Annotated in this window: 19 protein-coding genes and 2 pseudogenes; 12 read left to right on the top strand and 9 right to left on the bottom strand. The window is 68.6% G+C overall.

All coding sequences use genetic code 11. From position 1 onward, the window contains the following. Nucleotides 1-304: 304 nt before the first annotated feature. A complete protein-coding gene (gene aceE, locus SK854_RS30275) occupies nt 305-3,064 on the top strand; it encodes a pyruvate dehydrogenase (acetyl-transferring), homodimeric type (RefSeq protein ID WP_319978516.1) in 2,760 nt (919 codons plus the stop codon). A gap of 271 nt (nt 3,065-3,335) precedes the next feature. On the opposite strand, the gene SK854_RS30280 is transcribed toward aceE, so the two are convergent. Continuing rightward, nucleotides 3,336-4,508 (bottom strand): M14 family zinc carboxypeptidase, encoded by a 1,173-nt coding sequence (locus SK854_RS30280; RefSeq protein ID WP_319978517.1) that lies wholly within the window; start codon nt 4,506-4,508, stop codon nt 3,336-3,338. Then, entirely contained in the window at nt 4,505-5,128 is a 624-nt protein-coding gene (gene pnuC, locus SK854_RS30285) for a nicotinamide riboside transporter PnuC (protein WP_319978518.1), read from the bottom strand. The genes SK854_RS30280 and pnuC overlap by 4 nt, the downstream gene beginning before the upstream one ends. Before the next feature lie 55 nt (nt 5,129-5,183). Here pnuC and SK854_RS30290 point away from each other — a divergent pair, with 55 nt between their 5' ends. Continuing rightward, nucleotides 5,184-6,293, top strand: coding sequence for a phytase (locus SK854_RS30290; protein WP_319978519.1), 1,110 nt, complete (start codon nt 5,184-5,186; stop codon nt 6,291-6,293). Continuing rightward, a complete protein-coding gene (locus SK854_RS30295; RefSeq protein WP_319978520.1) occupies nt 6,281-7,318 on the top strand; it encodes a winged helix DNA-binding domain-containing protein in 1,038 nt (345 codons plus the stop codon). Before SK854_RS30290 ends, SK854_RS30295 begins: the two co-directional genes overlap by 13 nt. Here SK854_RS30295 and SK854_RS30300 read toward each other — a convergent pair. The 3 genes from SK854_RS30300 to SK854_RS30310 all read right to left on the bottom strand — a co-directional run bounded on the left by SK854_RS30300 (nt 7,315) and on the right by SK854_RS30310 (nt 11,033). After that, complete coding sequence (locus tag SK854_RS30300) at nt 7,315-8,358, bottom strand: glucose-1-phosphate thymidylyltransferase (protein ID WP_319978521.1); 1,044 nt, start codon at nt 8,356-8,358, stop codon at nt 7,315-7,317. The genes SK854_RS30295 and SK854_RS30300 overlap by 4 nt on opposite strands. A 140-nt stretch (nt 8,359-8,498) precedes the next feature. Further along, nucleotides 8,499-9,269: a mechanosensitive ion channel family protein gene (locus SK854_RS30305; RefSeq protein ID WP_319978522.1), complete on the bottom strand. Its 771-nt coding sequence runs from the start codon at nt 9,267-9,269 to the stop codon at nt 8,499-8,501. Between the two features lie 207 nt (nt 9,270-9,476). Beyond that, complete coding sequence (locus SK854_RS30310; RefSeq protein WP_319978523.1) at nt 9,477-11,033, bottom strand: alpha/beta hydrolase; 1,557 nt, start codon at nt 11,031-11,033, stop codon at nt 9,477-9,479. A gap of 504 nt (nt 11,034-11,537) precedes the next feature. On the opposite strand from SK854_RS30310, the pseudogene SK854_RS48290 reads away from it, so the two are divergent. Then, nucleotides 11,538-12,305, top strand: a pseudogene (locus SK854_RS48290) (PucR family transcriptional regulator); the annotation flags it as partial. Here SK854_RS48290 and SK854_RS48295 read toward each other — a convergent pair. Continuing rightward, nucleotides 12,280-12,384, bottom strand: a pseudogene (locus SK854_RS48295) (hypothetical protein); the annotation flags it as partial. The pseudogenes SK854_RS48290 and SK854_RS48295 overlap by 26 nt on opposite strands. 164 nt (nt 12,385-12,548) lie before the next feature. Here SK854_RS48295 and SK854_RS30320 point away from each other — a divergent pair. Genes SK854_RS30320 through fabF form a run of 4 tightly spaced genes read left to right on the top strand, consistent with a single transcriptional unit; the run spans nt 12,549 to nt 15,967 of the window. After that, nucleotides 12,549-13,478, top strand: coding sequence for an ACP S-malonyltransferase (locus SK854_RS30320; RefSeq protein ID WP_319978525.1), 930 nt, complete (start codon nt 12,549-12,551; stop codon nt 13,476-13,478). Continuing rightward, nucleotides 13,475-14,452, top strand: coding sequence for a beta-ketoacyl-ACP synthase III (locus tag SK854_RS30325; protein WP_319978526.1), 978 nt, complete (start codon nt 13,475-13,477; stop codon nt 14,450-14,452). The genes SK854_RS30320 and SK854_RS30325 overlap by 4 nt, the downstream gene beginning before the upstream one ends. 46 nt (nt 14,453-14,498) lie before the next feature. After that, complete coding sequence (locus SK854_RS30330) at nt 14,499-14,735, top strand: acyl carrier protein (protein WP_089950824.1); 237 nt, start codon at nt 14,499-14,501, stop codon at nt 14,733-14,735. Next, entirely contained in the window at nt 14,732-15,967 is a 1,236-nt protein-coding gene (gene fabF, locus SK854_RS30335) for a beta-ketoacyl-ACP synthase II (protein ID WP_319978527.1), read from the top strand. The genes SK854_RS30330 and fabF overlap by 4 nt, the downstream gene beginning before the upstream one ends. A gap of 794 nt (nt 15,968-16,761) precedes the next feature. Here the strand turns inward: fabF and SK854_RS30340 are convergent. Beyond that, a complete protein-coding gene (locus tag SK854_RS30340; RefSeq protein WP_319978528.1) occupies nt 16,762-17,334 on the bottom strand; it encodes a hypothetical protein in 573 nt (190 codons plus the stop codon). A gap of 603 nt (nt 17,335-17,937) precedes the next feature. On the opposite strand from SK854_RS30340, the gene lanKC reads away from it, so the two are divergent. From lanKC to SK854_RS30360, 4 genes are all read left to right on the top strand, one after another. After that, entirely contained in the window at nt 17,938-20,499 is a 2,562-nt protein-coding gene (lanKC, locus tag SK854_RS30345) for a class III lanthionine synthetase LanKC (protein WP_319978529.1), read from the top strand. A gap of 35 nt (nt 20,500-20,534) precedes the next feature. Beyond that, the gene (locus SK854_RS30350; protein ID WP_086665831.1) at nt 20,535-20,696 is read left to right on the top strand and encodes a SapB/AmfS family lanthipeptide; all 162 of its coding nucleotides are present in this window, start codon (nt 20,535-20,537) and stop codon (nt 20,694-20,696) included. A gap of 142 nt (nt 20,697-20,838) precedes the next feature. Then, a complete protein-coding gene (locus SK854_RS30355) occupies nt 20,839-22,455 on the top strand; it encodes an ABC transporter ATP-binding protein (RefSeq protein WP_319978530.1) in 1,617 nt (538 codons plus the stop codon). Continuing rightward, entirely contained in the window at nt 22,455-24,173 is a 1,719-nt protein-coding gene (locus tag SK854_RS30360) for an ABC transporter ATP-binding protein (protein ID WP_319978531.1), read from the top strand. Before SK854_RS30355 ends, SK854_RS30360 begins: the two co-directional genes overlap by 1 nt. Nucleotides 24,174-24,203: 30 nt before the next feature. On the opposite strand, the gene SK854_RS30365 is transcribed toward SK854_RS30360, so the two are convergent. Continuing rightward, nucleotides 24,204-24,707, bottom strand: coding sequence for a DUF3145 domain-containing protein (locus SK854_RS30365; protein ID WP_030474501.1), 504 nt, complete (start codon nt 24,705-24,707; stop codon nt 24,204-24,206). A 200-nt stretch (nt 24,708-24,907) separates the two neighbouring features. Further along, the gene (locus tag SK854_RS30370; RefSeq protein ID WP_319978532.1) at nt 24,908-26,248 is read right to left on the bottom strand and encodes a S8 family serine peptidase; all 1,341 of its coding nucleotides are present in this window, start codon (nt 26,246-26,248) and stop codon (nt 24,908-24,910) included. Between the last annotated feature and the right edge of the window lie 4 nt (nt 26,249-26,252).

Consider the following 26,252-nt stretch of genomic DNA (forward strand, 5'->3'; position numbering starts at 1 on the left):
AACTACGCAAGAGCGACAGCCCTAAGACTGCCGCCAGAGTCCGTTACTCGGGCTAGCGAACACTGTCAGCTACCTCCGGCGCAACTGTTGACCACTTGACACGCCGTAACGGGTACCCCTGTGGAGTTCCCTAGACTGGCATGAGGCACGCTCTACATACCTCTTATCGCGCGCGCGTGAGCGACACGATCCAGAACTACCGACCGGTAGCGATGACGAAGTCGCCACGCAAGGACAACGATAGGAGCGCGTGGCACGGTTTCCGGGCCATCGCGTGTACCGCCAACGAAGCCGAGGAGACACCTTGAGCCCGCAGAACACAGGCCCCGAGCGGGTACGTGTCATTCGCGACGGTCTCGCAGCCCATCTGCCGGACATCGACCCCGAAGAGACGTCCGAGTGGCTGGAGTCGTTCGACGAGGTGCTCAAGGGCGGCGGGCAACAGCGGGCTCGCTATCTGATGCTTCGCCTGCTGGAACGCGCGGGCCAGAACCAGGTCGGCATCCCCTCGCTGACCAGCACCGACTACGTCAACACCATCCCCACCGAGCGGGAGCCGTGGTTCCCCGGTGACGAGGAGGTGGAGCGTCGTTACCGTGCGTGGATCCGCTGGAACGCCGCGATGACGGTGCACCGCGCGCAGCGGCCCGGCGTGGGTGTCGGTGGACACATTTCGACCTACGCCTCCAGCGCGTCGCTCTACGAGGTCGGCTTCAACCACTTCTTCCGCGGCAAGAACCACCCCGGCGGCGGCGACCAGATCTTCATCCAGGGCCACGCCTCCCCCGGCGTGTACGCTCGCGCCTTCCTCGAGGGCCGGCTGAGCGAGCACCAGCTCGACGGCTTCCGCCAGGAGTACTCGCACGCCGGACCGGGCGGCGGTCTGCCGTCGTACCCGCACCCGCGCCTCATGCCGGACTTCTGGGAATTCCCCACGGTCTCCATGGGCATCGGCCCGATGAACGCGATCTACCAGGCGCGATTCAACCGCTACCTGCGTGACCGCGGCTTCAAGGACACGTCCGACCAGCACGTGTGGGCGTTCCTCGGCGACGGCGAGATGGACGAGCCCGAGTCGCGCGGCCTGCTCCAGCTCGCCGCGAACGAGCAGCTGGACAACCTGACGTTCGTGGTCAACTGCAACCTGCAGCGCCTCGACGGCCCGGTGCGCGGCAACGGCAAGATCATCCAGGAGCTGGAGTCGTTCTTCCGCGGCGCCGGCTGGAACGTCATCAAGGTCGTCTGGGGCCGCGAGTGGGACGCGCTGCTGCACGCGGACCGCGACGGCGCTCTCGTCAACCTGATGAACAACACGCCCGACGGCGACTACCAGACGTACAAGGCGAACGACGGCGCGTACATCAAGGAGCACTTCTTCGGCCGCGACCCGCGGACGAAGGCGCTCGTCGACCCGATGACCGACGACGAGGTGTGGAACCTCAAGCGCGGCGGCCACGACTACCGCAAGGTCTACGCGGCCTACAAGGCGGCAACCGAGACCGTCGGCCAGCCGACCGTCATCCTCGCCAAGACGATCAAGGGCTACTCGCTCGGCAAGCACTTCGCGGCGCGCAACGCGACGCACCAGATGAAGAAGATGACCCTGGACGACCTCAAGGGCTTCCGGGACAGCCTGCGCATCCCGATCTCCGACGAGGTGCTCGAGAAGGACCCGTACCTGCCGCCGTACTACCACCCCGGGCAGGACAACCAGGAGATCCAGTACATGCTGGAGCGCCGCCGTCAGCTGGGTGGCTTCCTGCCGGAGCGCCGCACGAAGTCCAAGGCGCTGGTGCTGCCGGGCGACAAGGTCTACGAGGGCATCAAGCGCGGCTCCGGCAAGCAGGAGGTCGCCACGACGATGGCGTTCGTCCGGCTCGTCCGCGACCTCGCGAAGGACCCGGAGATCGGCCCGCGCATCGTGCCGATCATCCCGGACGAGGCACGAACGTTCGGCATGGACTCCATGTTCCCGACGCAGAAGATCTACAACCCGAACGGCCAGGCGTACACCTCGGTGGACGCCAACCTGATGCTCGCCTACAAGGAGTCCGAGCAGGGCCAAATCCTGCACGAGGGCATCAACGAGGCGGGTTCCACGGCGTCGTTCACGGCGGTCGGCACGTCCTACGCCACGCAGGGCGAGCCGATGATCCCGATCTACATCTTCTACTCGATGTTCGGTTTCCAGCGCACGGGCGACGGCCTGTGGGCGGCGGCGGACCAGATGGCGCGCGGCTTCGTGCTGGGTGCCACCGCGGGCCGCACCACGCTGACCGGTGAGGGCCTGCAGCACGCCGACGGCCACTCGCTGCTGCTGGCGCACACGAACCCGGCCGTCGTCTCGTACGACCCGGCGTGGTCCTTCGAGGTGGCGCACATCGTCAAGGACGGTCTGCGCAGGATGTACGGCGAGAACGCCGAGAACATCTTCTACTACATGACGGTCTACAACGAGCCGTACGTGCAGCCGGCCGAGCCGGAGGGCCTGGACGTGGAAGGCCTCCTGCGGGGCCTCTACAAGTACCAGGACGGCCCGCAGACCGGTGGCCCGCGTGCCCAGATCCTCGGGTCGGGCGTGGGCCTCCCGTGGGCTCTCAAGGCGCAGAAGCTGCTCGCCGAGGAGTGGGGCGTGTCGGCGGACGTGTGGTCCGCCACGTCGTACTCGGAGCTGCGCCGCGACGCCGTCGAGACCGACCGCCACAACCTGCTGCACGTGGACGCCGAGCCGCGCGTGCCGTACGTGACGCAGGTGCTCAAGGACGTGCAGGGCCCGGTGATCGCGGTGTCCGACTGGGCGTCGGCGATCCCGGACCTGATCCGCCCGTACGTCCCGACCGACATGACGACCCTGGGCACGGACGGCTTCGGCTTCTCCGACACCCGCCCGGCCGCACGCCGCCACTTCCTGGTGGACGCGGAGTCCGTCGTCGTCGCCACGCTGGCCGCACTGGCCCGGCGCGGCGAGGTCGAGCAGGCCAAGGTCGTCGAGGCGTCCCGCAAGTACCGCATCAACGACGTGCAGGCCGCTGGGCCTTCCACGGGCGACGCGGGCCTGGCGTAGCCACTCGCTGAACCGAGGGGCCGCTCCGCACACGCGGGGCGGCCCTTTTGCACGCCCTGAGGGCGTGCTCGGTGAGCTGACCGGCGATGGTGAACCCGAGACGCCGGTGGACGGCCTCACCGTCCTCAGAGGCCTGTAGGACGGCACTGCGGCTCACGACGACCAGGCTGGCTGATATATCGGTTATGCAAAGGACGTTTGCGGGCGTCCGCAAACGTCCTTTGCATCCGGTGGGTAAGCGCAGGTCAGAGCAGCCGATATATCAGTCGGCCTAGCACTGGGCGACGGGCTGGGCGCTCAGCAGCGGGCCGTCGGCCCGCGCGTCCAGCAGCAGCGGGACCAGGGCGCGGGCCTCCTGCTTCAGCGGCACGATCCGGTCGCCGCCTCGCAGGTACTGGGACTTGACGCCGTGCAGGGCCAGCTCGTCCTGCACGTCGTGGTACTGGGCGCCGGTCAGCACGTACCCGCACGGCGGGGTGGTCACCACGTCCGAGGGGTCCGGGGCCTGGTTGTCGGCGCCGCCGAAGTAGATCGGGCCGGTGCGGACCGCGCGTGACGCCGCGTTGGCCGTCTCGATGCCGGACCGGTTCGCGCGGACGAACGACTGGGTGCCGTCCAGGGCGAGCAGGTGGGACTGGACGCGGTAGGCCGGGGTGTTGTCGACGTTGGTCTCGACCAGCAGGCCCATGCCGTGCTTCAACCCGCCCGTGTTGCGCAGGATGCGTTCCTGACCGTCGCCCGCCACCTGGCGCACGGGCTCGCCGGTCACCGGGTCGACGTAGATGCCGTAGACGCCGGACGTGCGACCGGCCGCTTCCACCGAGGGCCGGACGTAGGAGCGGGACAGCGACTCGGACAGGTCGTGCACGCCAGAAGCGACGTTGAGGTTGCGCGGCCACAGCCAGAGGACGTCCTTCACGTAGTAGGGCTCGGACGGGCCGAACTCGTGCAGGTCGTGGATGACGTCGGGCTGCCAGTCGCGGATCACCGAGGCCATGGCTCGGGCTTCGGCGGAGCGCAGCAGCAGGTGGTCGCGGTTGATGTCGATGCCGGCGGAGTTGCCGCGGGTGTCGGCGACGCGGCCGTCCGGGTTGGCGTTCGGGACGAACAGGTAGGTCACGTCGGACGAACGCGGCAGCGAGCGCATGCGGATCAGGCACGCCTCGCGGCCGGCGGGTTCGTCGCCGTGCTGGGAGCAGATGAAGAGAACCACCGTGCGCGCGGAGCGGGAGCCGACGCGCACGAGTTGGACGGGACGGCCCTGGGCGGTGACGCCGATCTCCGTGACGGGGAGGCCGGTGGCGCGCAGGTAGGCCTGTTCCTCGGCCTCGGTGGTCCATTTGCCGGTGAGCTCGAATCCGGTGCGCGGCGCAGGTGCGGCGACGGCCGGAACGGCTGCCAGCGACGAGACAGCGGTCAGTAACGCGATCAACAGTCCCCTCATAGAGGAGACTTTGCCGCCTGTGTCAACCGGCGGGCGGTGCGGTTCCAGTCGATGAAACCGTGGATCACCAGGCCCGCGAAGATCACGTAGACGAACGCGCTGAAGTACAGGCCCGACTGGATCTGCAGCGGCACGCCGACGGCGTCGACCACCAGCCACACCAGCCAGAACTCCACCAACCCCAGGCCCTGCAACGCGAAGGCCAGGATCGTGCCGATGAAGATCGCGGCGTCCGGCCACGGTGCCCACGAGGCGTCCAGAGCGTCCAGCACCAGCGCGAACGCGACCGTGCCGACGACGAACGCGGCGGCCACGGCGGCACGCTCCCGCCAGGAACCCTTGCGCACCACCACACCGAAGACCGGGTCACGGCGACGCACCCACGCGTACCAGCCGTAGACGGCGATCGCACCAACGGCGACCTGCCTGGTCGCCAGGCCACCCAGGTGCGCCGACATGTAGACGGTGAACAGCAACGCGACAGAGACCAGCTGAACGGGCCAGGTCAAGAGTGAACGGCGCTGCGCGAGGAACACCACCGCGAGCGCCAGCACCTGCCCGACCAGCTCCGTGTAAGCGATCTTCTGGCCGAAGAGCGTCAATCCCACGTCGTACCACACGGTCTGTTCCCCCGCGGTTCAGTCGCAGTACATCGGTGTTTCCTACGGTCCCACCATGTCATCTTCCTTAGCACTGGCGCTCGTCCCTTTGTTCCTGACCGCGCCGGCCACGCCCGTCATCACACCGACGGTCATCACGCAGACGTTCGAGGAGCCCGCCGACGCGGACGACCCCGCCATCTGGGTGAACCCGCGCAACACCGAACGCAGTGTGGTCCTGGGCACACTCAAGGAAGGCGGCTTGGCGGCGTTCGACCTGAACGGCCGCACGATCGGCGTCCACCCGGCGCCACTGCCACCCGCGCCGGACGCGAAGCCCGGCCGCTTCAACAACGTCGACGTGCTCGGTGACCTGGCGTTCGTCAGCGACCGCGGCCGTGACCGCATCCGCGTGTTCCAAGTGGACGAACGCGGTGCGAAGGACGTCACGAACCCCGACACGAAGCCGGTGTTCTCCACGACCGAGGCAGAGGTCGACGAGCAGCACACCGCGTACGGCCTGGCCGCCGGTCACGTCGACGGCAAGGACGTCGTCGTCACCAGCCGGCGCAACGAGACCAGCATCGCGCTCCTCCAGGTTCAGAAGGGCAGGACCTACGACACCAGGAAGGTGTCCACTCTGGACCTTCCGAGCACCTTCACCCTGCCCAACGGCACGCAGTGGACCGTGTGCGGCGAGCCCGGCGAGGGCCCGCAGGTCGAGGGAATGGTGATCGACGAGAGCACGAACACCCTGTACGCCGCGCAGGAGGACGTCGGCATCTGGCGCATCCCGTTGCGCTCCAACGGCTTCGGCAGGCCGCAGCTCGTCGACAAGGTCCGCACGTGGGGCGCGCCGCAGAAGTACAACCCGGAGACGGAGGAGTGCGAGGCCGACGGCCCGAACCCCGGCTTCGGCGGCAAGTGGCTCGAAGCCGACGCCGAGGGCCTCACGATCGCGAACGACGTGCTGCTCGCGTCCAGCCAGGGCGACTCGCGGTTCGTCGCGTATCGCAAGGCGGACATGAAGCCGCTGAAGGACTTCCGGATCAAGGACGTCGAGCACTCCGACGGCGCCGACATCGTCCTGGGCAAGCTGAACCTGCTCGTCGTCCACGACGGCGAACGCCCGAACGGCACCGGATTCGCGTTCGTCCGGCATAACCTGTCCCGATGGGGACTCTGAGCCTGGACCAGCTCAACAGAGCGCTGATCGAACGCCAGATGCTGCGCGAGCGCGCGAACCAGAGCGCGCTCGCCACCATCGAGCACCTCTTCGGCATCCAGGCGCAGGAACCGAAGTCGCCCTACGTCGGCCTCTGGACGCGCCTTCAGAACTTCCAGCCGAACGAGCTCGAAGACCTCCTGACCACCAGACAAGCCGTCCGCATGCTCCTGATGCGCGGCACGATCCACCTGGTCAGCGCACGGGACGCGCTCGGTCTGCGCCCCCACATGCAGCTCCGGCTCGACCGCGAACTGCAGAGCGGCCCGTTCGCCGCTCGCCTCAGGGGCCTCGACTTCGACGAGATCGCCGAGGCGGGCCGCGAGATCCTCGACGAGACCCCGCAGGGCACCGCGGACGCCGGCAAGCAGCTCAAGCAACGCTGGCCCGACCGCGAACACACCGTTCTCGGCAACGCGCTGCGCAACAAGCTCGCCCTGGTCCAGCTCCCGCCGCGCGGCCTGTGGCACAGCAGCGGCAGGGCCGTCTGCACGACCGTCGAGAACTGGCTGGGCGGGCCTCAGAACGCCATGGACAAAGAAGAACTCGTCCTGCGCTACCTCAGGGCCTTCGGGCCGGCCACCGTCATGGACGCCCAGCAGTGGTCCGGTCTCACGAAACTCGCCGAGACGTTCGCGGCACTGCGCCCGCGGCTCGCGACGTTCCGCAGCGAGGCGGGCAAGGAGCTCTTCGACCTCCCCGACGCCCCGCGCCCCGACCCGGACACCCCGGTCCCCGTCCGGCTCCTGCCCGAGTTCGACAACATCCTGCTCGCCCACGCCGACCGCAGGAGGGTCATCGCCGACGACCGGCTCGGCGTCGTCATCGGCGGCAGGCCCACGGTCCTCGTCGACGGCTACGTGGTCGCCACCTGGGCGATCACCAAAGAGCGCCGGATCACCGTCGACTACATCGACCAGTTGGACAGGAGCAGGCAGAAGGCGGTCGCCGAGGAGTGCGACCGCCTTCAGGACTGGATCAACTAGGCGGCGACTTCGACGTGCGCGCCGTCACCGACGACCAACCGGTGCTGGCGCGCCGAGCCGACGCGGGCCCGGCGGCCGATCAGCGACGTCTCGATTCCCGACACGTTGTGCACGGACGCCTCGTTCAGCACGATCGAGTCGGCCACCCCGGACTCGACGATCCGGCAGTCCGCGCCGATCGACGTGTACGGCCCGATGATCGACTCCTCGACCAGAGTCCCGGCGCCGATGATCACGGGCCCGACGATGCACGATCGCACCACGCGCGCGCCCTCCTCGACCACGACGTCACCGATCAGCCGGGACTCGTCGTCGACGATGCCCTGGATGTCGGTCCGCAGCCCCATCAGCAGCTCGCGGTTGCACTCCAGCACGTCCTCGACCTTGCCGGTGTCCTTCCAGAACCCGGAGTACATCCGCGCCCGCACATCGCGTTCGTGCGTCACCAGCCACTGCAACGCGTCGGTGATCTCGAACTGGCCGCGCCACGACGGCTCGATCGCGTCGACGGCGGCGTGGATCGCGGGGGTGAAGAAGTAGACGCCGATCATCGCGAGGTCGCTGCGCGGCTCCTGGGGGTGCTCGATCAGCCGCGTCACGCGCGAGTTCTCGTCCACCTCCGCGACGCCGTACAGGCGCGGGTCCTCGACCTTGTCCACGAGCACCTGCGCGGACGGCCGCAGCCGCTCGAACTCGTCGGCGATCTGGGCGATGCCCTCGACGAGAACGTTGTCGCCCACGTACATCACGAAGTCCTCGTCGCCGAGGAACGGCCGGGCGATCCGCACGCAGTGCGCGAGGCCCAGCGGCACGTCCTGCTGGATGTAGGTGATCGAGACACCCAGGTACGCACCGTCGCCGAACAGCTCGGAGATCTCCTGCGCGCCATCACCCACGACGATGCCGATGTCGGTGATCCCGATGTCCCGCAGGTTCTCCACGACGTACTCGAGCACCGGCTTGTTCGCGATGGGGACGATCTGCCGTGGCAGCGAGTATCCGGCCGGGCGTACGCCCGCGGACAGCACAAGGGCTTTCATAGGTCCTCCACCGCGACGGAACAGTTCGGGTGGACACGAGGCTGCGGCCGGGCACTGGATCGAAACTGGAGAACTGTCAGAACACCAGAAAGGGGCCCTGCGCGAGATGTTTCGCGCAGGGCCCCTCCAGGTACTGAGAACTACCTCTCGGACATCGGGGTGCCCGACGGAGGCGTCTGCATGTCACCCGTGCGGGCACCCACGGTGGACGGCATCTCCTGCGACGCACGCGGCATCGGCGACTGGACCTGCGCCTCGTCCTGCACGCGGGTCAGCCAGCCCTCCCAGCGCTGCTGCATCGGGCGGACCAGGCCGCCACCCACACCGATGACGATCACGCCGGCGACGGTGGCGAGCACGGCGATCAGGACCGGCATGGTCACCGAGACGGCGATGCCCAGCTGGTTGAGCGCCGCGATGACGCCGAGCGCCATCACGAAGCCGTAGGTGATGTTGCCCAGGATCTTCGTGTACGAGCGCTGGCCGAGCGCGCCGGTCACGAGGCCCTTCAGCGCCGTGCCGATGGCCGACGCGACGATCACGAGCACCATCGCCACGACGATGCGCGGCAGGTACGCGATGACCTCGTTGAGCAGCGTGCTCACCGGGTTCGAGGCGCCGAAGACGCCGAACGCCAGCTGCAGCGCGATGAGCAGCACGAAGTAGTACACGATCTTGGCGATCAGGCCGGAGGCGTCCATCGACGACTGCCGCATCGCGCCGTTGAGGCCGGACTTGTCGACGAGCTTCTCGAAGCCGACGCGCTTGAGCAGGAACTGGACGCCCTTGGCGAGCGCCTTCGCGATGAACCAGCCGATGACCAGAACGAGCAGGAAGCCGAGCAGCTTCGGCACGAACGTGGCGATCATCGCCCACGCCTGGCCCAGGCCCTCGGTGATTTGCGAGCCCACGGGCCCTCCTATGAACAAAGTTGCGGTGAGTGAAGATCAGACGAGGTGATCGTTTCGTGGATCACACCGCTCCACAACTTCGACACTGCTACACGAAAGGGTGGCTGACGTGGATTTTTGTCGCAATACAGTCCAGAGTGGAACCACCGGTGGGGACCGGGGAGAGGGAAGCGCCCGCCACGCTCCGTGGCGGGCGCTTCCACATTTCTACGGTCGCGCGGACAGCCCCCGGCCGTCCAGATAGGCCTGGATCCCCTCGGGGGACAACGCGGGGGCCGCCCCGCCCTGACCGTCCTTGGGCACGTCCGGCCGCGGGTCGCCGGCGCACTCGGAACTGCTGCCCGGCAGCGCCCCGTCGATCAGGTACCGGTTGACCCTGTCGTCGACGCACTTGTTGCCGCCGTTGTAGAGGCCGTGCTTGCCCTCGTCGGTGACCGTGATGAGGTTGTGCCCGAGCCGCTGGGCCATCGCCGGGCCGCTCGCGTACTGGGTCTGCGTGTCGCCCTCCGACTGCACGACGACGCCGATCGGGTAGCCGTTGCGGACGATCTTCACCGGCGACTCCGGCGGCGTGAACGAACGGAACGTGCAGGTCATCGGTGCCGCGCGGACGATGCCGAAGCCGTACGGGTAGCGCTCGCGGAACATCCGCATGTCCTCGTAGTAGACGTGCAGGTCGGTCGGCCAGTCCGACTCGCAGGTGACCGTGTCGAACACGCCGGACCGCAGTTCCTCCAGCCCGGTCTTCGCGAGCACCTCACCGGCCTTGGCGCCCTCGGCGTTGTCCGGCTTCTCCCCCGACCGCAGCTTGATCACGATCGACGCCAGGTCCGACCACAGTGGACGGTAGCGGGCGCCGACACCCGTTGCGCCGTCGAAGGAAGAGCGGTCGTGCTCACCGATCGGCGACGAGTGCAGCTTCGCCGCGACCTTCTCGACCTCGGCCAGCACCTCGTCGCGGGACTTGCCCAGCCCGAACTTCTCGTTGCGCTCCCCCGCCCACGCCGCCCAGGCCTCGACGTCCATCCGGTACGCCACGGCCTGCTGGCGGAACTGCTCGTGCCAGACCCACTCCGGATGCACGGCCGAGTCGAGCACGCTGCGGTCGAGCCGGTTCGGGAACAACGTCCCGTACACCGCGCCCAGGTACGTGCCGTAGGAGTAGCCCAAGTAGTTGATCTTCTGCTCGCCCAGCACGGCACGCACGACGTCCATGTCCCGCGCGGTGTTCGCGGTGCTGATGAACTGCCGGATCCCGCCGCCCGACTTCTGGCAGGCCTCCTCGGCCTCGCGCGCCTCGGCCGCCCACTTGCCGAACTCGCCGTCCACCGGCCGCGACTCCGGCTCGGCGATCGCGGGCGCGGTGCGGCAGTTCAGCGCCGTCGAACCACCGACGCCGCGCGGGTCGATGCCGATCACGTCGTAGACCTGCGAGAGCTCGGACTTCCCCAGGAACAGCGGCAGGCCGAGCCCGGAACCGCCAGGTCCACCCGGATTGGTGAACAGCACGCCGCGCCTGCGGTCGGCCGCCACCGCCTTCTTCCTGCTGATCGTCAGGTTGATCCTGTCGCCGCCGGGTTTGGCGTAGTCGAGCGGCGCGACGAGCGTGGCGCACTCCAGTTCAGCGAGCTTTCCGCCGCACTGCGCCCACTTCACCGGCTGGGCGTGGAACTCGGCGAGCGGGTCGGGCGGATCGGCCGCGGCGGTCACGCTCGTCGTCAGCAACGCCACCACGCTCAGGGCAAGTGCCGGGAACCTACGCAAGACGAACCTCCGCGCCGCACTGATAGAGCTCTGCCGCCCGACGGTATGGCCGCGCAAACACCCACATGGGTTCTGTCACCCATCCCGGTGATGTCCCCTCCCGAGCCCTAAGCTGCGGGTATGACCAGCAGCAAGGCGAAGGAGGAGCACCCGCCCACGCTCTCCGCCCGCACGATGCGCAAGATCGAACGCGCGTCGGGCTCACTCGCCACCGCCAGCGTGGCCGAGATGGAACGGCGGCTGTCGTGGTTCGCGCGAATGCCCGCGGACCAGCGCGCGAGCGTGCTGCTGCTGATCCAGAACGGCGTGGCCGGGTTCGTGGAGTGGCTGCACGACCGGCAGCAGGCGATCCGGCTCACCGCGGACGCGTTCCGCAGCGCTCCCAAGGACATCTCCCGCTGGGTCAGCCTGCGCCAGACCGTGGAACTGGTCCGGATAGCGCTGGAGCTGTTCGAGGAGCAGATGCCGCAGATGGCGGCGGACGAGGCGGAGCGCGCGCTGCTGATGGAGGGCGTGCTGCGGTACGGGCGGGAGATCGCCTTCTCGGCCGCCACCTCCTACGCGACCGCCGCCGAGGCTCGCGGCGCCTGGGACGCGCGGCTGGAAGCGCTGGTCGTGGACGGCATCGTGCGTGGCGACCCCGAGGAGTCGCTGCTGTCCCGCGCGGCCGCGCTCGGCTGGGACCCGGCGATCGAGGCGACGGTGCTGGTCGGCAATCCCGGCGGCGAGGACCCCCCGACGATCATCTACTCGGTGCGCAGCAAGGCCGCCCGCGCGGGCCGGCCGGTGCTGCTGTCCGTGCAGGGCTCCCGGCTCGTCGTCGTGCTCGGCGGCCCGACCGAGACCGGCGAGGACGTGCTGGGTCGCATCGCCGAAGGTTTTGGCGAGGGTCCTGTGGTCGCCGGACCCACCGTGACCAGCCTTTCCGAGGCTCATCGCAGTGCCAGTGACGCGCTGAGCGGCCTGCGCGCGGTCGTCGGCTGGCCCGCCGCGCCCCGGCCCGTTCGTTCGCTCGACCTGCTGCCGGAACGGGCGCTGGCCGGTGACCCGGAGGCCGAATGGCAGCTGGTCGACAGGGTCGCGCGGCCGTTGGAGGACGCCGGCGGCGCGCTGCTGGAGACCGTGGACGCCTTCCTGGAGGTCGGGGGCGTGCTGGAGACGTGCGCGAAAAGACTGTTCGTGCACCCGAACACGGTCAGATATCGCCTTCGGCGCGTTCAGGAAATGACGGGAAGAAATGCACATGACGCTCGAGACGCGCTTGTGCTTCGCGTCGCTTTGTCTGTAGGACGCCTTGCTCGCGCCCGGGGCCTGTGGTAGTCGAACGGGCTGTGACGGACTTCGCACACATCCGTTAGGGTGAGGACCAAACGACCCCTCATCGCGCTGAGCTGGGCTTACGTCTCGGAGCGTTCACCTGGCAGACACTTTTGTAGGATCTCTACAAATACGATCGCAGTACTTCGTTCTTTACAGCATGGGGTACCGGTGGGTTCACCAGCTTTAGTAATCGACGTGATCGCACTCCTCGCGCCCGGACAAGGGTCCCAGACGCCCGGCATGCTCACCCCCTGGCTCGAACTGGAGGGGGCCGAGAAGCAGGTCCGGTCGTGGTCGGAGATCACGGGCCTGGACCTCGTGCGTCTCGGCACCACCGCGGAGGCCGACGAGATCGTCGACACCGCGATCACCCAGCCGCTCGTCGTGGCTCTCGCGCTGCTCGCGTTCGGTGAGCTGCGCCGCCGCGTCGAACTGCCCTCCGCCGTGATCGTCGGCGGCCACTCGGTCGGCGAACTCGCCGCCGCGTCGGTCGCGGGCGTCATCAGCGCCGACGACGCCGTCGCCCTGGCCGCCGTGCGCGGCGCCGCGATGGCCGAGGCCTGCGCCCTGGAGCCGACCGGCATGGCCGCGGTGCTCGGTGGCGACGAGCCGGAGGTGCTCGCGCGCCTCGAGGAGCTCGGCCTCGTGCCCGCCAACCGCAACGGCGCCGGCCAGATCGTCGCGGCCGGTCCGCGTGCCGCGCTCGACGAGCTCGCGGAGAACCCACCCGGCACGGCGAAGGTCCGCAAGCTGGCCGTCGCGGGTGCCTTCCACACCAAGTACATGGCGCCGGCCGAAGACGCCGTGCGCGCGCGTGCCGCCGAAGTCACCACGCACGACCCGTTGCTGCCGCTGCTGTCCAACAAGGACGGTCAGGTCGTCACCGAGGGCACCGAGGTGCTGCGGCGCCTGGTCTCGCAGGTCACGAGCCCGGTCCGCTGGGACGTCTGCCAGGCCACCCTCGTCGAGAAGGGCATCGCCGGCTCGATCGAGCTGCCGCCCGCCGGCGCGCTCACGGGTCTCGCCAAGCGCGCGATGAAGGGCACCGCCACCCTCGCCCTGAAGACCCCTGACCAGTTCGAGAAGGTCGCGGAGCTCTTCGAGACCGTTGGAGCCACTAAGTGACAGTCTTCCGGTCCCCGCAGGCAGCTGCGGGTAGCCGCATCATCGGTCTCGGCAGCTACCAGCCCGAGACGGTGGTGAGCAACCACGACCTCGCCCAGCGCATGGACACCTCGGACGAGTGGATCCGCGAGCGCGTCGGCATCGTCAACCGGCACGTGGCGGCCAAGGACGAGGGCGTCGTGGACATGTCCGTCGCGGCGGGCACCAAGGCGATCGCGGACGCGGGCCTCACGGCAGCCGACATCGGCGGCGTGATCGTGGCGACGTGCACCATGCCGTCGACGATCCCGAACGCCGCCGCGCAGGTCGCCACCCGGCTGGGCATCACCGCCGCGGCCGCGTTCGACCTGAACGCCGCGTGCGCGGGCTTCTGCTACGCCGTCGCGACCGCGGCGGACATCGTCCGCGGGGGCGCGGTGCGCAACTTCCTCGTCATCGGCGCGGAGAAGCTCACCGACTGGACCCACCCCGACGACCGCTCGACCGCGATCATCTTCGCGGACGGCGCGGGTGCCGTCGTCGTCGGCGCCAGCGACGAGAACCACATCGGCCCCGTCGCCTGGGGCTCGGACGGCTCGATGTCCGAGGTCATCAGGATCGACGACCGCGACTCGTTCATCCACCAGGAAGGCCAGACGGTCTTCCGGTGGGCGACGACCCAGATCGCACCGGTAGCGCTCCGTGCCGCCGAACTCGCGGGTGTCGAACTGTCCGAAGTGGACGTGTTCGCCCCGCACCAGGCCAACCTCAGGATCATCGAGGCCATCGCCAAGCGCCTGCGCAACAATGGTGCGCGCGAGGACCTGAAGGTCGCTCGAGACATCGTCGAATCCGGCAACACCTCCTCGGCCTCCATCCCCATGGCGCTGGACCACATGCGGTCGGCGGGCGAGATCTCCTCCGGAGACGTGGTGTTGATGGTCGGGTTCGGCGCGGGCCTGTCCTACGCAGGACAGGTGGTCCGGTGCCCATGAGTACCACCCAGAGTTTGTTCATCGTTTCAATCGAAAGGGAACTTCAGTGAGCGACAACGTCCTGACCGGTCTTGCCGAGATCGTCGAAGAGGTCGCCGGCGTTGCCGCCGACGACGTCACCGCTGAGAAGTCCTTCGTGGACGACCTCGACATCGACTCGCTGTCGATGGTCGAGATCGCCGTCCAGGCTGAGGACAAGTTCGGCGTGAAGATCCCGGACGACGAGCTGGCCAACCTCAAGACCGTTGGTGACGCGGTGAACTACATCACCAGCAACAAGTGAGTTCGGGCATCGAGGTCGTCATCACCGGGCTGGGTGCCACCACCCCGCTCGGTGGTGATGTCACGTCCACCTGGGACGCGCTTCTGGCAGGCAAGAGCGGGGTCGCCCCGATGACCCACGAGTGGGTCGCGAAGTACGACCTGCCTGTCAAGATCGCGTCCGAGCTCGTGGTGGACCCGACCGAGGTGCTCCCCCGAGTGGAAGCTCGACGCCTGGACCGCTCCGAGCAGGTCGCCATCGTGGCGTCCCGCCAGGCCTGGTCCGACGCGGGACACGACGACGACACCGTCGACCGCCAGCGCCTCGCCGTGATCATCGGCACGGGCATCGGCGGCGCGATCACCCTGCTGACCCAGGACGACCTCCTGGAGCAGCACGGCCTGCGCAAGGTGTCGCCGCTGACCGTCCCGATGCTCATGCCGAACGGCCCGGCCGCGCACGTGGGCCTGGAACTGAAGGCACAGGCGGGCGTGCACGCCCCGGTCTCCGCCTGCGCGTCAGGCGCGGAGGCCATCGCGTGGGCCTACCGCATGATCATGTCCGGCGAAGCCGACGTGGTCGTGGCAGGCGGCGCGGAAGCGTGCATCACGGCGATCCCGGTAGCGGGCTTCTCGCAGGCCCGCACCATGAGCACCCGCAACGACGAGCCGGAGAAGGCCTCGCGCCCGTTCGACACGGCACGCGACGGCTTCGTCCTCGGCGAGGGCGCGGGCGTCATGGTCCTGGAACGCCGCGAGTTCGCAGAGGCCCGCGGAGCCAAGATCTACGGCCGTCTCGCCGGCATCGGCACGTCGGCCGACGGTTACCACATCACCGCCCCGGACCCCGAGGGCGTCGGCCAGTCGCGCGCCATCGCCGCAGCACTTCGCTCCGGCGGCATCGACCCGTCCGACGTCGGCCACGTGAACTGCCACGCCACCTCCACCCCGGTGGGCGACGTCGCGGAAACCGTGGCCATCCGCAAGGCGATCGGCGACCACCCGGTCCTGACCGCCCCGAAGGGCTCCCTGGGCCACCTGCTGGGAGCAGCAGGAGCGGTCGAGGCCATCATCACCGTCCTCTCGATCCGCGACGGCATCGTTCCCCAGACGCTCAACCTGGAGAACCTCGACCCGGCCGTCACGCTGGACGTGGTGGCGGGCGAACCCCGCAAGATCAAGCTGGACGCCGCGGTGAACGACTCGTTCGGGTTCGGCGGCCACAACGTGGCCCTGGCCTTCACCCCGGCCTGAGCACCACCCGTTCCACTCGCAACGCCCCGGTCCGCCCAGCGGCCCGGGGCGTTGCGCTTTTCCGCCGTGGCCGTGGGATTTGGGCACGCTCGCGCAGGGGTCCCCTTGGGTTCAGCGTCCCCCGCGACCCAACGTAGCGAGTGGGTCTGACAGGCCCGCGAGGGCGAGAACGGCAGGTGGGGCAAGGCGAGACGGGACAGCGGGACGGAGCAGGGCGAGACCGAGCGAGGCGGAGCCAAGCGGGGCAAGGCAAGGCGGGGCAAGGGGGAGCGAGGCTGGGCTGGGCTGGGCTGAGCAACTCTGGGCTGGGCGGAGCAAGGCAACACCGAGCTGGGCGGAGCAAGGCAACACCGAGCTGGGCGGGGGTCCGCACGCGATGCCGAAGGCGAGCCGTCCCTACCGCGCGCTCACGGGCAGGCACCCCACACGCGAAGCCGAAGGCGAGCCCGTCCGATCGCGCGCTCATGGGATCCCCAGACCGCACGCGATGCCGAAGGCGAGCTGTCCTTACCGCGCGGTCAGGGTGGGGTGGTCCCCACCAACGCACCCCACGAAGCAACGCGCCTCCGCCCAAAGCAACAGGCGTGCCATCAACCCGCGTGTGGCGTGGGCCGGTCTTTGATCAGATTGTGGGGGTCTGGGGGCGGAGTCCCCAGGAAGCAGCCGCCACGCACGCACTCAACAAGCCCACCTACGAACAACAAACCGGCGCCCGCCAACGAAACAGGGAGACGACCTACGCAACCAACGCGCCCACGCCGAAGGCGGGGCAAGGCGGGGCAAAGCCGAACGCCTCAGCACTTCTCCATCTGAGGGTTCCGGTTCTCCGCAGCCTCATCCACCTTCAACATCCCGCCCTCCCACACCAGCACGTACACCACCCGCCACCGAATACACCCCTCCGGCAACGCGGGCGGAGCCTTGGCGACGTCCTGAGTGGACACGAACGAGATCAACACCCGCAGCCGCCGAGTGACCACATCGGTCTCGACCCGCTGCACCACCATCCCGCCGTCCTGAGTGGTCTCATACGCGGCAACCCAAGAAGCCTCGGGCGTGGAAGAAACCCGCCGAGCCGACACCACTCCGCGCCAGGCGTCGAAGTCCCGGGAGTTGATCGCGTCGAAGTAGGCCTGCAGCACCCGCTGCACAGCGGTCCGATCGGGATGTGTGAACGAGTCCGGGCTCAGCCGGACCTCCGCGGACCCCGGCAACGGCCCGGCGACGGACGAGGACGCGACCACGGGCGCCCCCTTGGCCTCGGCCGGACGCGAGTACACGGTCCGGCCCACCATCCCTGCCGCCACCGCGGCACCGGTGATCACCACCACGGCCGGCACCAGCCAGCGGCTTGCCACGCTCCCCACACGCGCAGCCTAGCCGCACGACACGCCGGGCAGCAGAGGGCCGCTCACGAAACGTGTCTCGTTACATCAAAACATGGATTTCACTCGAACGATTACATCACATAGGGATTTGGGCAGTTGCATGTAGCAAGACAATGTTTGATACATAATAAGTCGGTAACCAATCTCATCCTACGAATGGGTTCCAACGGGGCATGCCTTACCGCCATTCGGCCGTATCAAACACGCAATGGCAGCCAATTTTGGCTTCACTCGTAAAGAGCAACCGACACAGCGCGTACACGACGTTTGCACCCATGTAACTATACGTCGCGATCGAGCTGGAATACCGCAGCCCAGAGGCGCCCGAGATCAGGAACGCCTCGGTGCCGTTTAGCGAAAACACGGCATACCCCGGGCAAACCGACCGGCAGCAAACATCTCAACCGGGTGAGATGGACCCAAACCTCATCACGAGAAGTCACATACGCACCGGTAACCGATGTTCTTTCGGACACGAACGGGGGACCCATATGACCCTAACGGCGGATTCCCCATAGCTCCGAGATTGTGCGGAAATATGCGCATCAAAGAAACGAAAAACGAGTCAGGGAGGCGAATTCGGTGGACCTCAGATACGAGGCGTACTGCTTCGCGGATCGGCAGTTCTACGATCTGCAGAGCAGCACCGAAACCACTCCCGAGGACGACTTCTCCACCGAACTCCCCGCGCTTCCTCCCGACTGGGTCACGGTGGAGCGCAACGTGTGGAGGCACCACCACCCGACGGGTGTGCAGCTCCCCAACCAGGGCTGGAAGATCCACGTTTCCGCTGGACTCGACAACGCCGGCAAGGTGCTCAAGGCGGCTTTCGACTACTGCGTCGAGCGCCGGATCCCGTTCAAGTACCTGCAGACGATCTCGATCGTGCTCGCCCGCAACTCGAAGTACGCGCCCCGTGAGGGCAGCGGCAAGCTGATCACGATCTACCCGACGGGCACGGAGCAGCTCCAGCAGATCCTCACCGAGCTCGGCGCGGTGCTCACCGGCGAGCACGGGGCCTACGTCCTCAGCGACCTGCGGTACGGCAAGGGACCGCTCTACGTGCGCTACGGCGGATTCTCCGAGCAGTGGCTCGAGGTCGACGGGCAGCAGGTGCTCGCGATCGAGGGACCGGACGGCGTGCTCGTCGCGGACAAGCGCAAGCCGGTCTTCAGCGTGCCGGAGTGGGTCGAGTTGCCGGACTTCCTGGCGCCGCACCTCGCCGAGCGCAACGCCGGCGACCCGGAAGCCTTCCCGTACCAGATCAAGCGTTCGCTGCACTTCTCCAACGGCGGCGGTGTCTACCTGGCGACGCGCAAGAGCGACGGCAAGGAGGTCGTGCTCAAGGAGGCGCGGCCGCACGCCGGACTCGACCGCGAGGGCCGCGACGCCGTGGCACGGCTGGAGCTCGAGCACCAGATCCTCACCAGGCTGAGCGGCGTCAAGGGCGTGCCGGAGGTGTACGACCGCTTCACCGAGTGGGAGCACCTCTTCGTCGCGATGGAGTTCATGCCGGGGCGCTCGCTCGGGCAGTGGCTCGGCCACAACTACCCCTTGACGCACAAGGAAGCCACCGACGAGAAGCTCGTCGAGTACAGGGAGCGCGCGCTCGCCCTCATCGGCAGGGTCGAGGACCTGATGGCGCGGGTGCACGACCGCGGGGTCGTGTTCGGCGACCTGCACACGCTCAACATCCTGGTCGATGACGACGACGAGATCTCGCTGATCGACTTCGAGCTGTCGTCCACGATCGAGAACGTGCACCGGCCCACGCTCGGAGCGCCGGGTTTCCAGGCGCCCGCGGACCGCGAGGGCTTCGAGATCGACGAGCACCCGCTGGCCGCGCTCAAGCTGTGGATCTTCCTGCCGCTCAACACGGTGCTGGAGCTCGCACCCGCGAAGCTTCCCCAGCACCTGCAGGTGATCAAGCGACGCTTCGGGCTTTCCGACGAGTACTGCCAGTCGATCGCCGGCGTGCTCACGTCGCGCGTCGACCCACCGGCCGACCCGGCGTTCACGCAGTTCGACGAGGAGAACCCGGACTGGACGGTCGTGCGCAAGGAGATCGCCACGGCGATCCTGCACAGCGCGACTCCACAACGGACCGACCGGCTGTTCCCCGGCGACATCGAGCAGTTCGAGGTCGGCGGCACGTGCTTCGGTCACGGCGCGGCGGGTGTGCTGCACGCGCTCGACGTCAGCGGTGAAGGCCGCTACCCCGAGCACGAGGACTGGCTGATCAGGACCGTGCTGCGGGACCCGCCGAAACAGCCGGGTTTCTTCGTCGGCGCACACGGCATCGCGCACGTGCTGGAGAACTTCGGCCACCACGACGTCGCGACCGAACTGGTCGAGCGCTATGCCGCGCTCGTCCCCGCCACGCAGGACCACGGGCTGAGTGCCGGACTGTCCGGCATCGGGCTCAACCTCCTGCACTTCGCGGACACCCGCCGCGACGACAGCTTCGCCGCGCAGGCCGAGGAGCTGGCCGAACGGCTCGCGAAGCAACTGGCCGGCGCACCGGGACCCGGCGACAAGGCCAGGGCCGGTCTGCTGCACGGCTGGTCGGGACCCGCGTTGTTCTTCCTGCGGATGTTCGAGCACACCGGCGAACGACGCTGGCTCAAGGTGTCCGAGCAGGCGCTCGAACGCGACCTGGCCGAGACGATGGTCGCGCTGGACGGATCGCTGCAGGTGCGCGACGGCACCTTCCGGTCCTTGCCGTACGTCGGCATCGGTGGTGCGGGCATCGCGATGGTGCTCACCGAGTTCGCCGCGGTGGCACCGGAACGCCCGTGCGTCGAGAAGCTGTCAGGTCTGCTCAGCGGCTGCACCGGCGAGTTCGTCATCCAGCCCGCCTTCACGCTGGGCAGGGCCGGACTCATGGCCACCCTCGCCCACGCGACGCGCCACCGGCCGGACGAACAGCTCGAACGCTCGGTCCAGGTGCACCTGCGGGCACTCGGCTGGCACGCCGTGCGCTTCGGTGCCGGGATCGCGTTCCCCGGCATTCAGCTGCGCCGGCTCTCCATGGACCTCAACACCGGCGGCGCGGGCGTTCTGCTCGCCATCGCGTCCACAGTGGACGGCCGCTCGCCACTGCCCTTCCTGGGCTCACGAACGCCGGTCCTCACCGACCGGTAGCAAGAAGATCGATCCCTCGAAATTAGGAGACAGTCATGGGCTTCATCCTCGACATGCAGGACCTCGAGACCCCCGAGGCGCCGAGCAACGCGATGGCGTCGGGTGGCGGCGGCGGTGGCGGCGGCTCCACGACCGCGTCGAACGCGTCGCTGCTGCTCCCCTGCTCGCACAGCACCGTCAGCCTGCTGGCCTGCTGACATCGCCTCAACTGAACCACCGCGGTGAGTGAGCGGCATAGGCGAAGTATGCCGCTCACCCGCCAACTGCAGGGCCCGGCAGCCGGCCAGCTGTCGGGCCCTTGCTCATGATGCGCCCTGACGACCCCCGGAGGAACAGCCGATGGCCAGACCCGGTGACGCTCTGCTGTTCTCCGTCGTGCGGCGGGACGTGCGCCCGTGGCTGCTGCTGATCAACGCCGCGGTGGCCACCACCAGCGCCCTGTTGCTCCCCACCGCGCTCGCCAACGCCGTGGACATGGCGTTGAGCGGAACGTTCGTACTGGTCACCGTCCTGTTGCTACTCCTGCTCGCGGCCGTTGAGATCGTCGGGGACGCGATCGGCATCGTGCTCGCGGCGAGCATCACCGCCCGCGCCACCGCGTGGCTGCGCAAGCGGCTTTCCCGCCATCTCCTCCTGCTCGGTCATCCGCCGCGGTTCGCCGCGGGTGACGCGGTGAGCAGGCTGACCGGTGACTGCGGCAATGCCGGCGGTGTCGTGGTCACCGTGCTGTCCCTGATCATCGCCGCGGTGTCGTCGGTGGGTGCCGTCATCGCACTGGCGCTGCTGGACTGGCGGCTCGCCGCGGTGTTCGCGGTGAGTGTCCCGCTGGCGACGTTCCTGGTCCGTTCCCACATGCAGCTCACCGCCGACGACGTGCTGGCCTACCAGGAGGTCTCCGGCGAGATCTCGGCCCGTCTGCTCGACGCGGTGGCCGGCAGGCACACGATCGCCGCGGCGGGCATCGCCGAACGCGAGTCCGGCCGGGTGTTGCAGCCACTCCCCCGCCTCGCCGCGGCGGGCGGCGGCATGTGGCGCACTCAGGCGAAGATGATGTGGCGCGCGGGTCTCCTGCTGCCGGCGGTGGAACTGGCCGTGCTCGTCGCCGCCGGTTTCGGCATTCTCCAGGGCAGGCTGAGCACCGGTGACGTGCTCGCCGCCCTCGGCTACACCGCGCTCGGCATGAGCATCGTCGGGCAGATCCCGCAGCTCACCGCCCTGGAACGCACGCGCGCCTCCGCCACCAGGATCGCGGAGGTCCTCGACACCCCGGTACCGGGAAAAACCGTCTCCGCGCCGTCGAGCGGATGCATTCAGCTGCGCGACGTCAGCGTGGAGGGCGCGCTGCGCGACGTGAGCCTGACGATCCCCGCGGGTGCGTTCACCGCCGTGGTCGGCAGCTCCGGCGCCGGCAAGTCGACGCTGGCGGCGGTGCTCGGCGGACTGTCCCCTGTGGACTCGGGTGAGGTGTCGGGAGAGGGCTCCGTCGGCTACGCCTTCGAGCGTCCGGCGCTGCTGGGCGCGACCATCGGCCGTTCGATCGGCTATGGAACGGACGCGGACGAGATCCAGGTGCGGGACGCGGCCGTCGCCGCTCAGGTGCACGACGTGCTGATCCGTCTGCCGCAGGGCTACGAGACGCCGCTGGCCGACGCCCCGTTGTCCGGTGGCGAGGCGCAACGGATCGGCCTCGCCCGCGCGATCGTGAGAGATCCCGAGGTGCTCGTCCTCGACGACGCCACCGCCAGTCTGGACACCGTGACCGAGGCCAAAGTGGACAACGCGCTGACGACAGCACTTCCCGGCCGGACCAGGGTGGTGGTGACGCATCGCCCGGCCACGGCCGCGAGAGCGGATCTCGTGGTGTGGCTGGAAGAAGGCAGGATCCGCGGCACCGGCACCCACCGGGAGCTGTGGACCGACGAGGACTACCGCGCCGTGTTCACCGGGGGCGAGTGATGCGTTTCTACCTCTCCACGCTGGCAGGGCACCGCAGAGGCGTCCTGATCCTGCTCGGCTGGTCCATGCTCGAGGGCATCCCGGCGTTCTTCGGCGGCAAGCTCGTCGGCACCGCCGTCGACCAGGGCTTCGCCGCAGGGAATCCGCTGGCGGGCGTGCTGTGGCTGCTCGCGTTCGCCGCGCTCGCGGTGGCGGGCGCACTCGGCCAGCGGCAGGTGTTCGCGCGGCTCGGCGACGTGGTCGAACCCATGCGCGACGCCCTGGTCACGCGGGTCGTGAACGGTGTGCTGGACGACCCGACGCACCGCAGGACACCGGACGCCAGCGCGGTCGCCATGATCACCCGGCACGTCGAGGTGGTTCGCGACGCCACCGCGGGCGTTCTGGTGCAGGCTCGTGCACTTCTGGTCACGACGGTCGCCGCGCTCATCGGCCTCGCGACCACGGCCGCCGCGCTGATCTGGCTGGTCGTGCTGCCGATCGTGGCCGCACTGGTGCTCTTCGGCCTGCTGCTTCCCTCACTGGCCAAACGACAACGCGATGTCGTGATGGCCGACGAACGCACGGCGGAGGCGTCCGGCGCGGTGCTGACCGGGTTGCGCGACGTCGCCGCCTGCACCGCGTCGGCCGAGGCGTACCAGGACGTCGCGAGGCAGGTCGACCACCAGGCCAAAGCCTCGGTCACCGTCGCGTGGGCGAACGCGTTGCGCGCCACGGTGATCGCGATCGGCGGCTTCACCCCGATCGTGATGCTGGTCGCGTTCGCTCCCCCGCTGGTCGCCTCGGGGCAGCTCACCACGGGTGCGGTCCTGGCGGCGGTCGTCTACCTGACCAGCAGCGTGAACCCCGCGCTGCACGGCCTCGCCCGCACCACCAGCACCGTCGTGATGCGGTTGATGGTCGCGCTCAAACGACTTCAGGAGGCCGCGCCGCGCTCCGGCAGGGAGATCGGCACCGAGATCCCGGCCAACGGCGAGTTCGTGCTGCGGGACGTCACGTTCGGCTGGAGCCCGGACGCGGAACCGGTGCTGCGAGGCCTGTCGCTCGACCTGCGCCCCGGCGACCACCTGGCGGTGGTCGGGCCGTCCGGCATCGGCAAGTCCACAATGGCCAGTCTGCTCACCGGGCTGATGCCACCGGACAACGGCTGCGTCCTGTTCGGCGGCGCGCCCGTCGACCGGGTGGCGCCGACGATCAGGCACCACGCGATCGCACTGATTCCGCAGGAGACTTACCTGTTCACGGGCACTGTGCGAGAAAACCTCACGCTTCTCGCGCCGTGGGCGACCGACGAGGATCTCGTCGACGCGGTGAAGAAGGTTGGCGCCAAACCACTTCTGGACGGACTCGGTGGCCTGGACGCTCCGCTCGGCCATGGAGGAGAAGGACTTTCCGCTGGTGAGGCGCAGCTGCTGGCACTCGCGCGGGTCTTCGTCACGTCCGCGAGCGTCGTCATCCTCGACGAGGCGACCTCACATCTGGACCCCGCCGCCGAAGCCAGGGTCGAACGGGCTTTCGCGCGACGGGAAGGGATTCTCGTGGTGATCGCGCACCGGCTGAGTTCGGCGCTGCGAGCGAACCGCGTGCTGGTCATGGACGGCGGCAAGCCGTTGCTCGGCTCCCACGAGCACCTGCTCAAGACGTCCGCGCTCTACGGGCAGCTCATGCTGGCCTGGGATCCCACCCACCGCGAGGAAACCCCGCTGCCCAAACGGTGAGCGGGGTCCACACTGGACTGAACAGTTCCGTCAGCCGACACGGTGCAGCCAGGTCACCGGAGCGCCGTCGCCCGCGCGACGGAACGGTTCCAGCGCGTCGTCCCACGCCGCACCGAGCAGCTCGTCGACGCCGTGCGCGAAGGATTCGCCGCCTCTGGCACGTACAGCCAGGGAACGCAGCTGGTCCTCGTTCACGACGATGTCACCGTTCGCCGACGTACGGGCGTGCCACAGCCCCAAAACGGGTGCGAAACAGAAGCGCTCGCCGTCCTGACCGGAGGACGGTTCCTCGGTCACCTCGAACCTGAGCATGGGCCACGCGCGCAGCGCAGCCACTAGTTTGGCGCCGGTGCCGGCGTCTCCGGTCCATGCGCATTCAGCGCGCAACTGGCCTGGTGCCGCGGGTTGCGCTGCCCACCTGAGGTCTACCCGGACACCGAGGGTGCCCGAGATCGCCCACTCGACGTGCGGACAGACCGCAGACGGCGACGAGTGGACGTAAACCACGCCACTGGTGCTGCCACGGGTGCTCACTGCTGACCTCCGCTACTCGACGAGGGACGTCTTCCCCTACGCCTTTGTCGAGTGTGAGGTGATCACCGTGGAACCCGTTCGCTGCATTCTGCCTCGACTTGAGGCAAGTCCGCCATAAGAACCAGCTCGATCATCACCCGACCGGGGCAGATACAGGTCTTAAGTCCCGATCTCCCGGCCGAGCGATGCCTGATCGTGATCTACAGAGCGTTTACCGCGGCCACCACGTCGACTAGACCCGTGCCCTTGTCGAACGACGAGGTGTAGGGGCCTGCGGGCCCGTAACCGGTGCCGTACTTGTGGGCCGTCGACTTCAGCGCCCGCTCGATGTCGGCGGGCGTCGCTGAAGGCTTGGACTGGAACAGCTGTGCGACGATCCCGGCGATGTGCGGCGCCGCCATCGACGTGCCGCTGATCGTGTTGAACGTGCCGAGGTCGAGCAGTCCCGGCCCGTTCTGCGGCTTCAGGCCGGTCGCGCAGATCGGCAGGTACAGCCGGCACGACGAGGTGATGTTCTCCCCCGGTGCCGAGATGTCCGGCCACGTCGCGGAGTCCGTGGCGAGACCGCGGGACGAGAAGTCCGACACGGCGCCGTCGCGGGTGCCGGTCTCCTGGTCGTTGTAGGAGGCCACCGAGATCACGCCGGGGGTCGGGTCGATGCCCGGCGGGTTCGACAGGTTCGCTGAACCATCACCGCCGTCGTTGCCGTTCGCCCACACCACGACGACGCCTTCGGCCACGAGCTGTCGTTGCAGTTTGACAGTGACCGACTCAGGGTCGAACGCACCGCCGCCAGATGGACCATAGGAGTTGTTGATCACCTTGATCGGCGGGCAGGTCGAGGCGGGCACGCCGGCGCCGCACGGGGCCTGGTGGTTCTCCAGCACCCAGTTCAGCGCGGCGTCCGCGCCGAGGATGAGGATCGCCGCGCCGGTCGAGATCACGACGCCCTTCGCGCCCGGCGCCGCGCCGTGGATCACCGGTCCGCCGGTGGTCTGCACGTCGCCGCCGATCGCGATGCCGGTGACGTGGGTGCCGTGGCCGCCCAACGACGTCGTGTCGGTGTCGAGGAAGTTCGGCACCGGCACGATGCAGTTCGTCTGCGTCGAGCCGTCCAGGCACAGGCTCTTCAGGTTGCGGACGATCCGGCCGCCGAACGACGGGTGGTTCGGATCGACGCCCGAGTCGATCACCGCGACCGACACTCCCGCGCCGGTCAGCCCGAGACTGTTGCGGGCGTCCAGGCCGCGCGTGGCGGTGTGCGAGGTCGATCCGAGGTACTTGATCGGTTGCTGGACCTCGACGCGCGTCACGCCCGCTTTGGCCCTGGCTGAGGAGATCCGCGCGGAGTCACCCCGCGCGGCCACGACGCCGATCTTGCGGAAGCTCGTGAGCTTCTGCAGACCGGCAGCCTCCACCGCCTGTTCCGCGGCGGTGATGTCGGCTCCGTGAACGTAGACCGTGGAGGTCGGTGCGGCCGTCGCGACAGGGGATGCGGCGGCCACCAGCAGTACGGCGAGCAGTGCAGCGCGTGTGTACATGGAC

The organism is Lentzea sokolovensis, assembly GCF_033949975.1.
Classification (GTDB): Bacteria; Actinomycetota; Actinomycetes; order Mycobacteriales; family Pseudonocardiaceae; genus Lentzea; species Lentzea sokolovensis.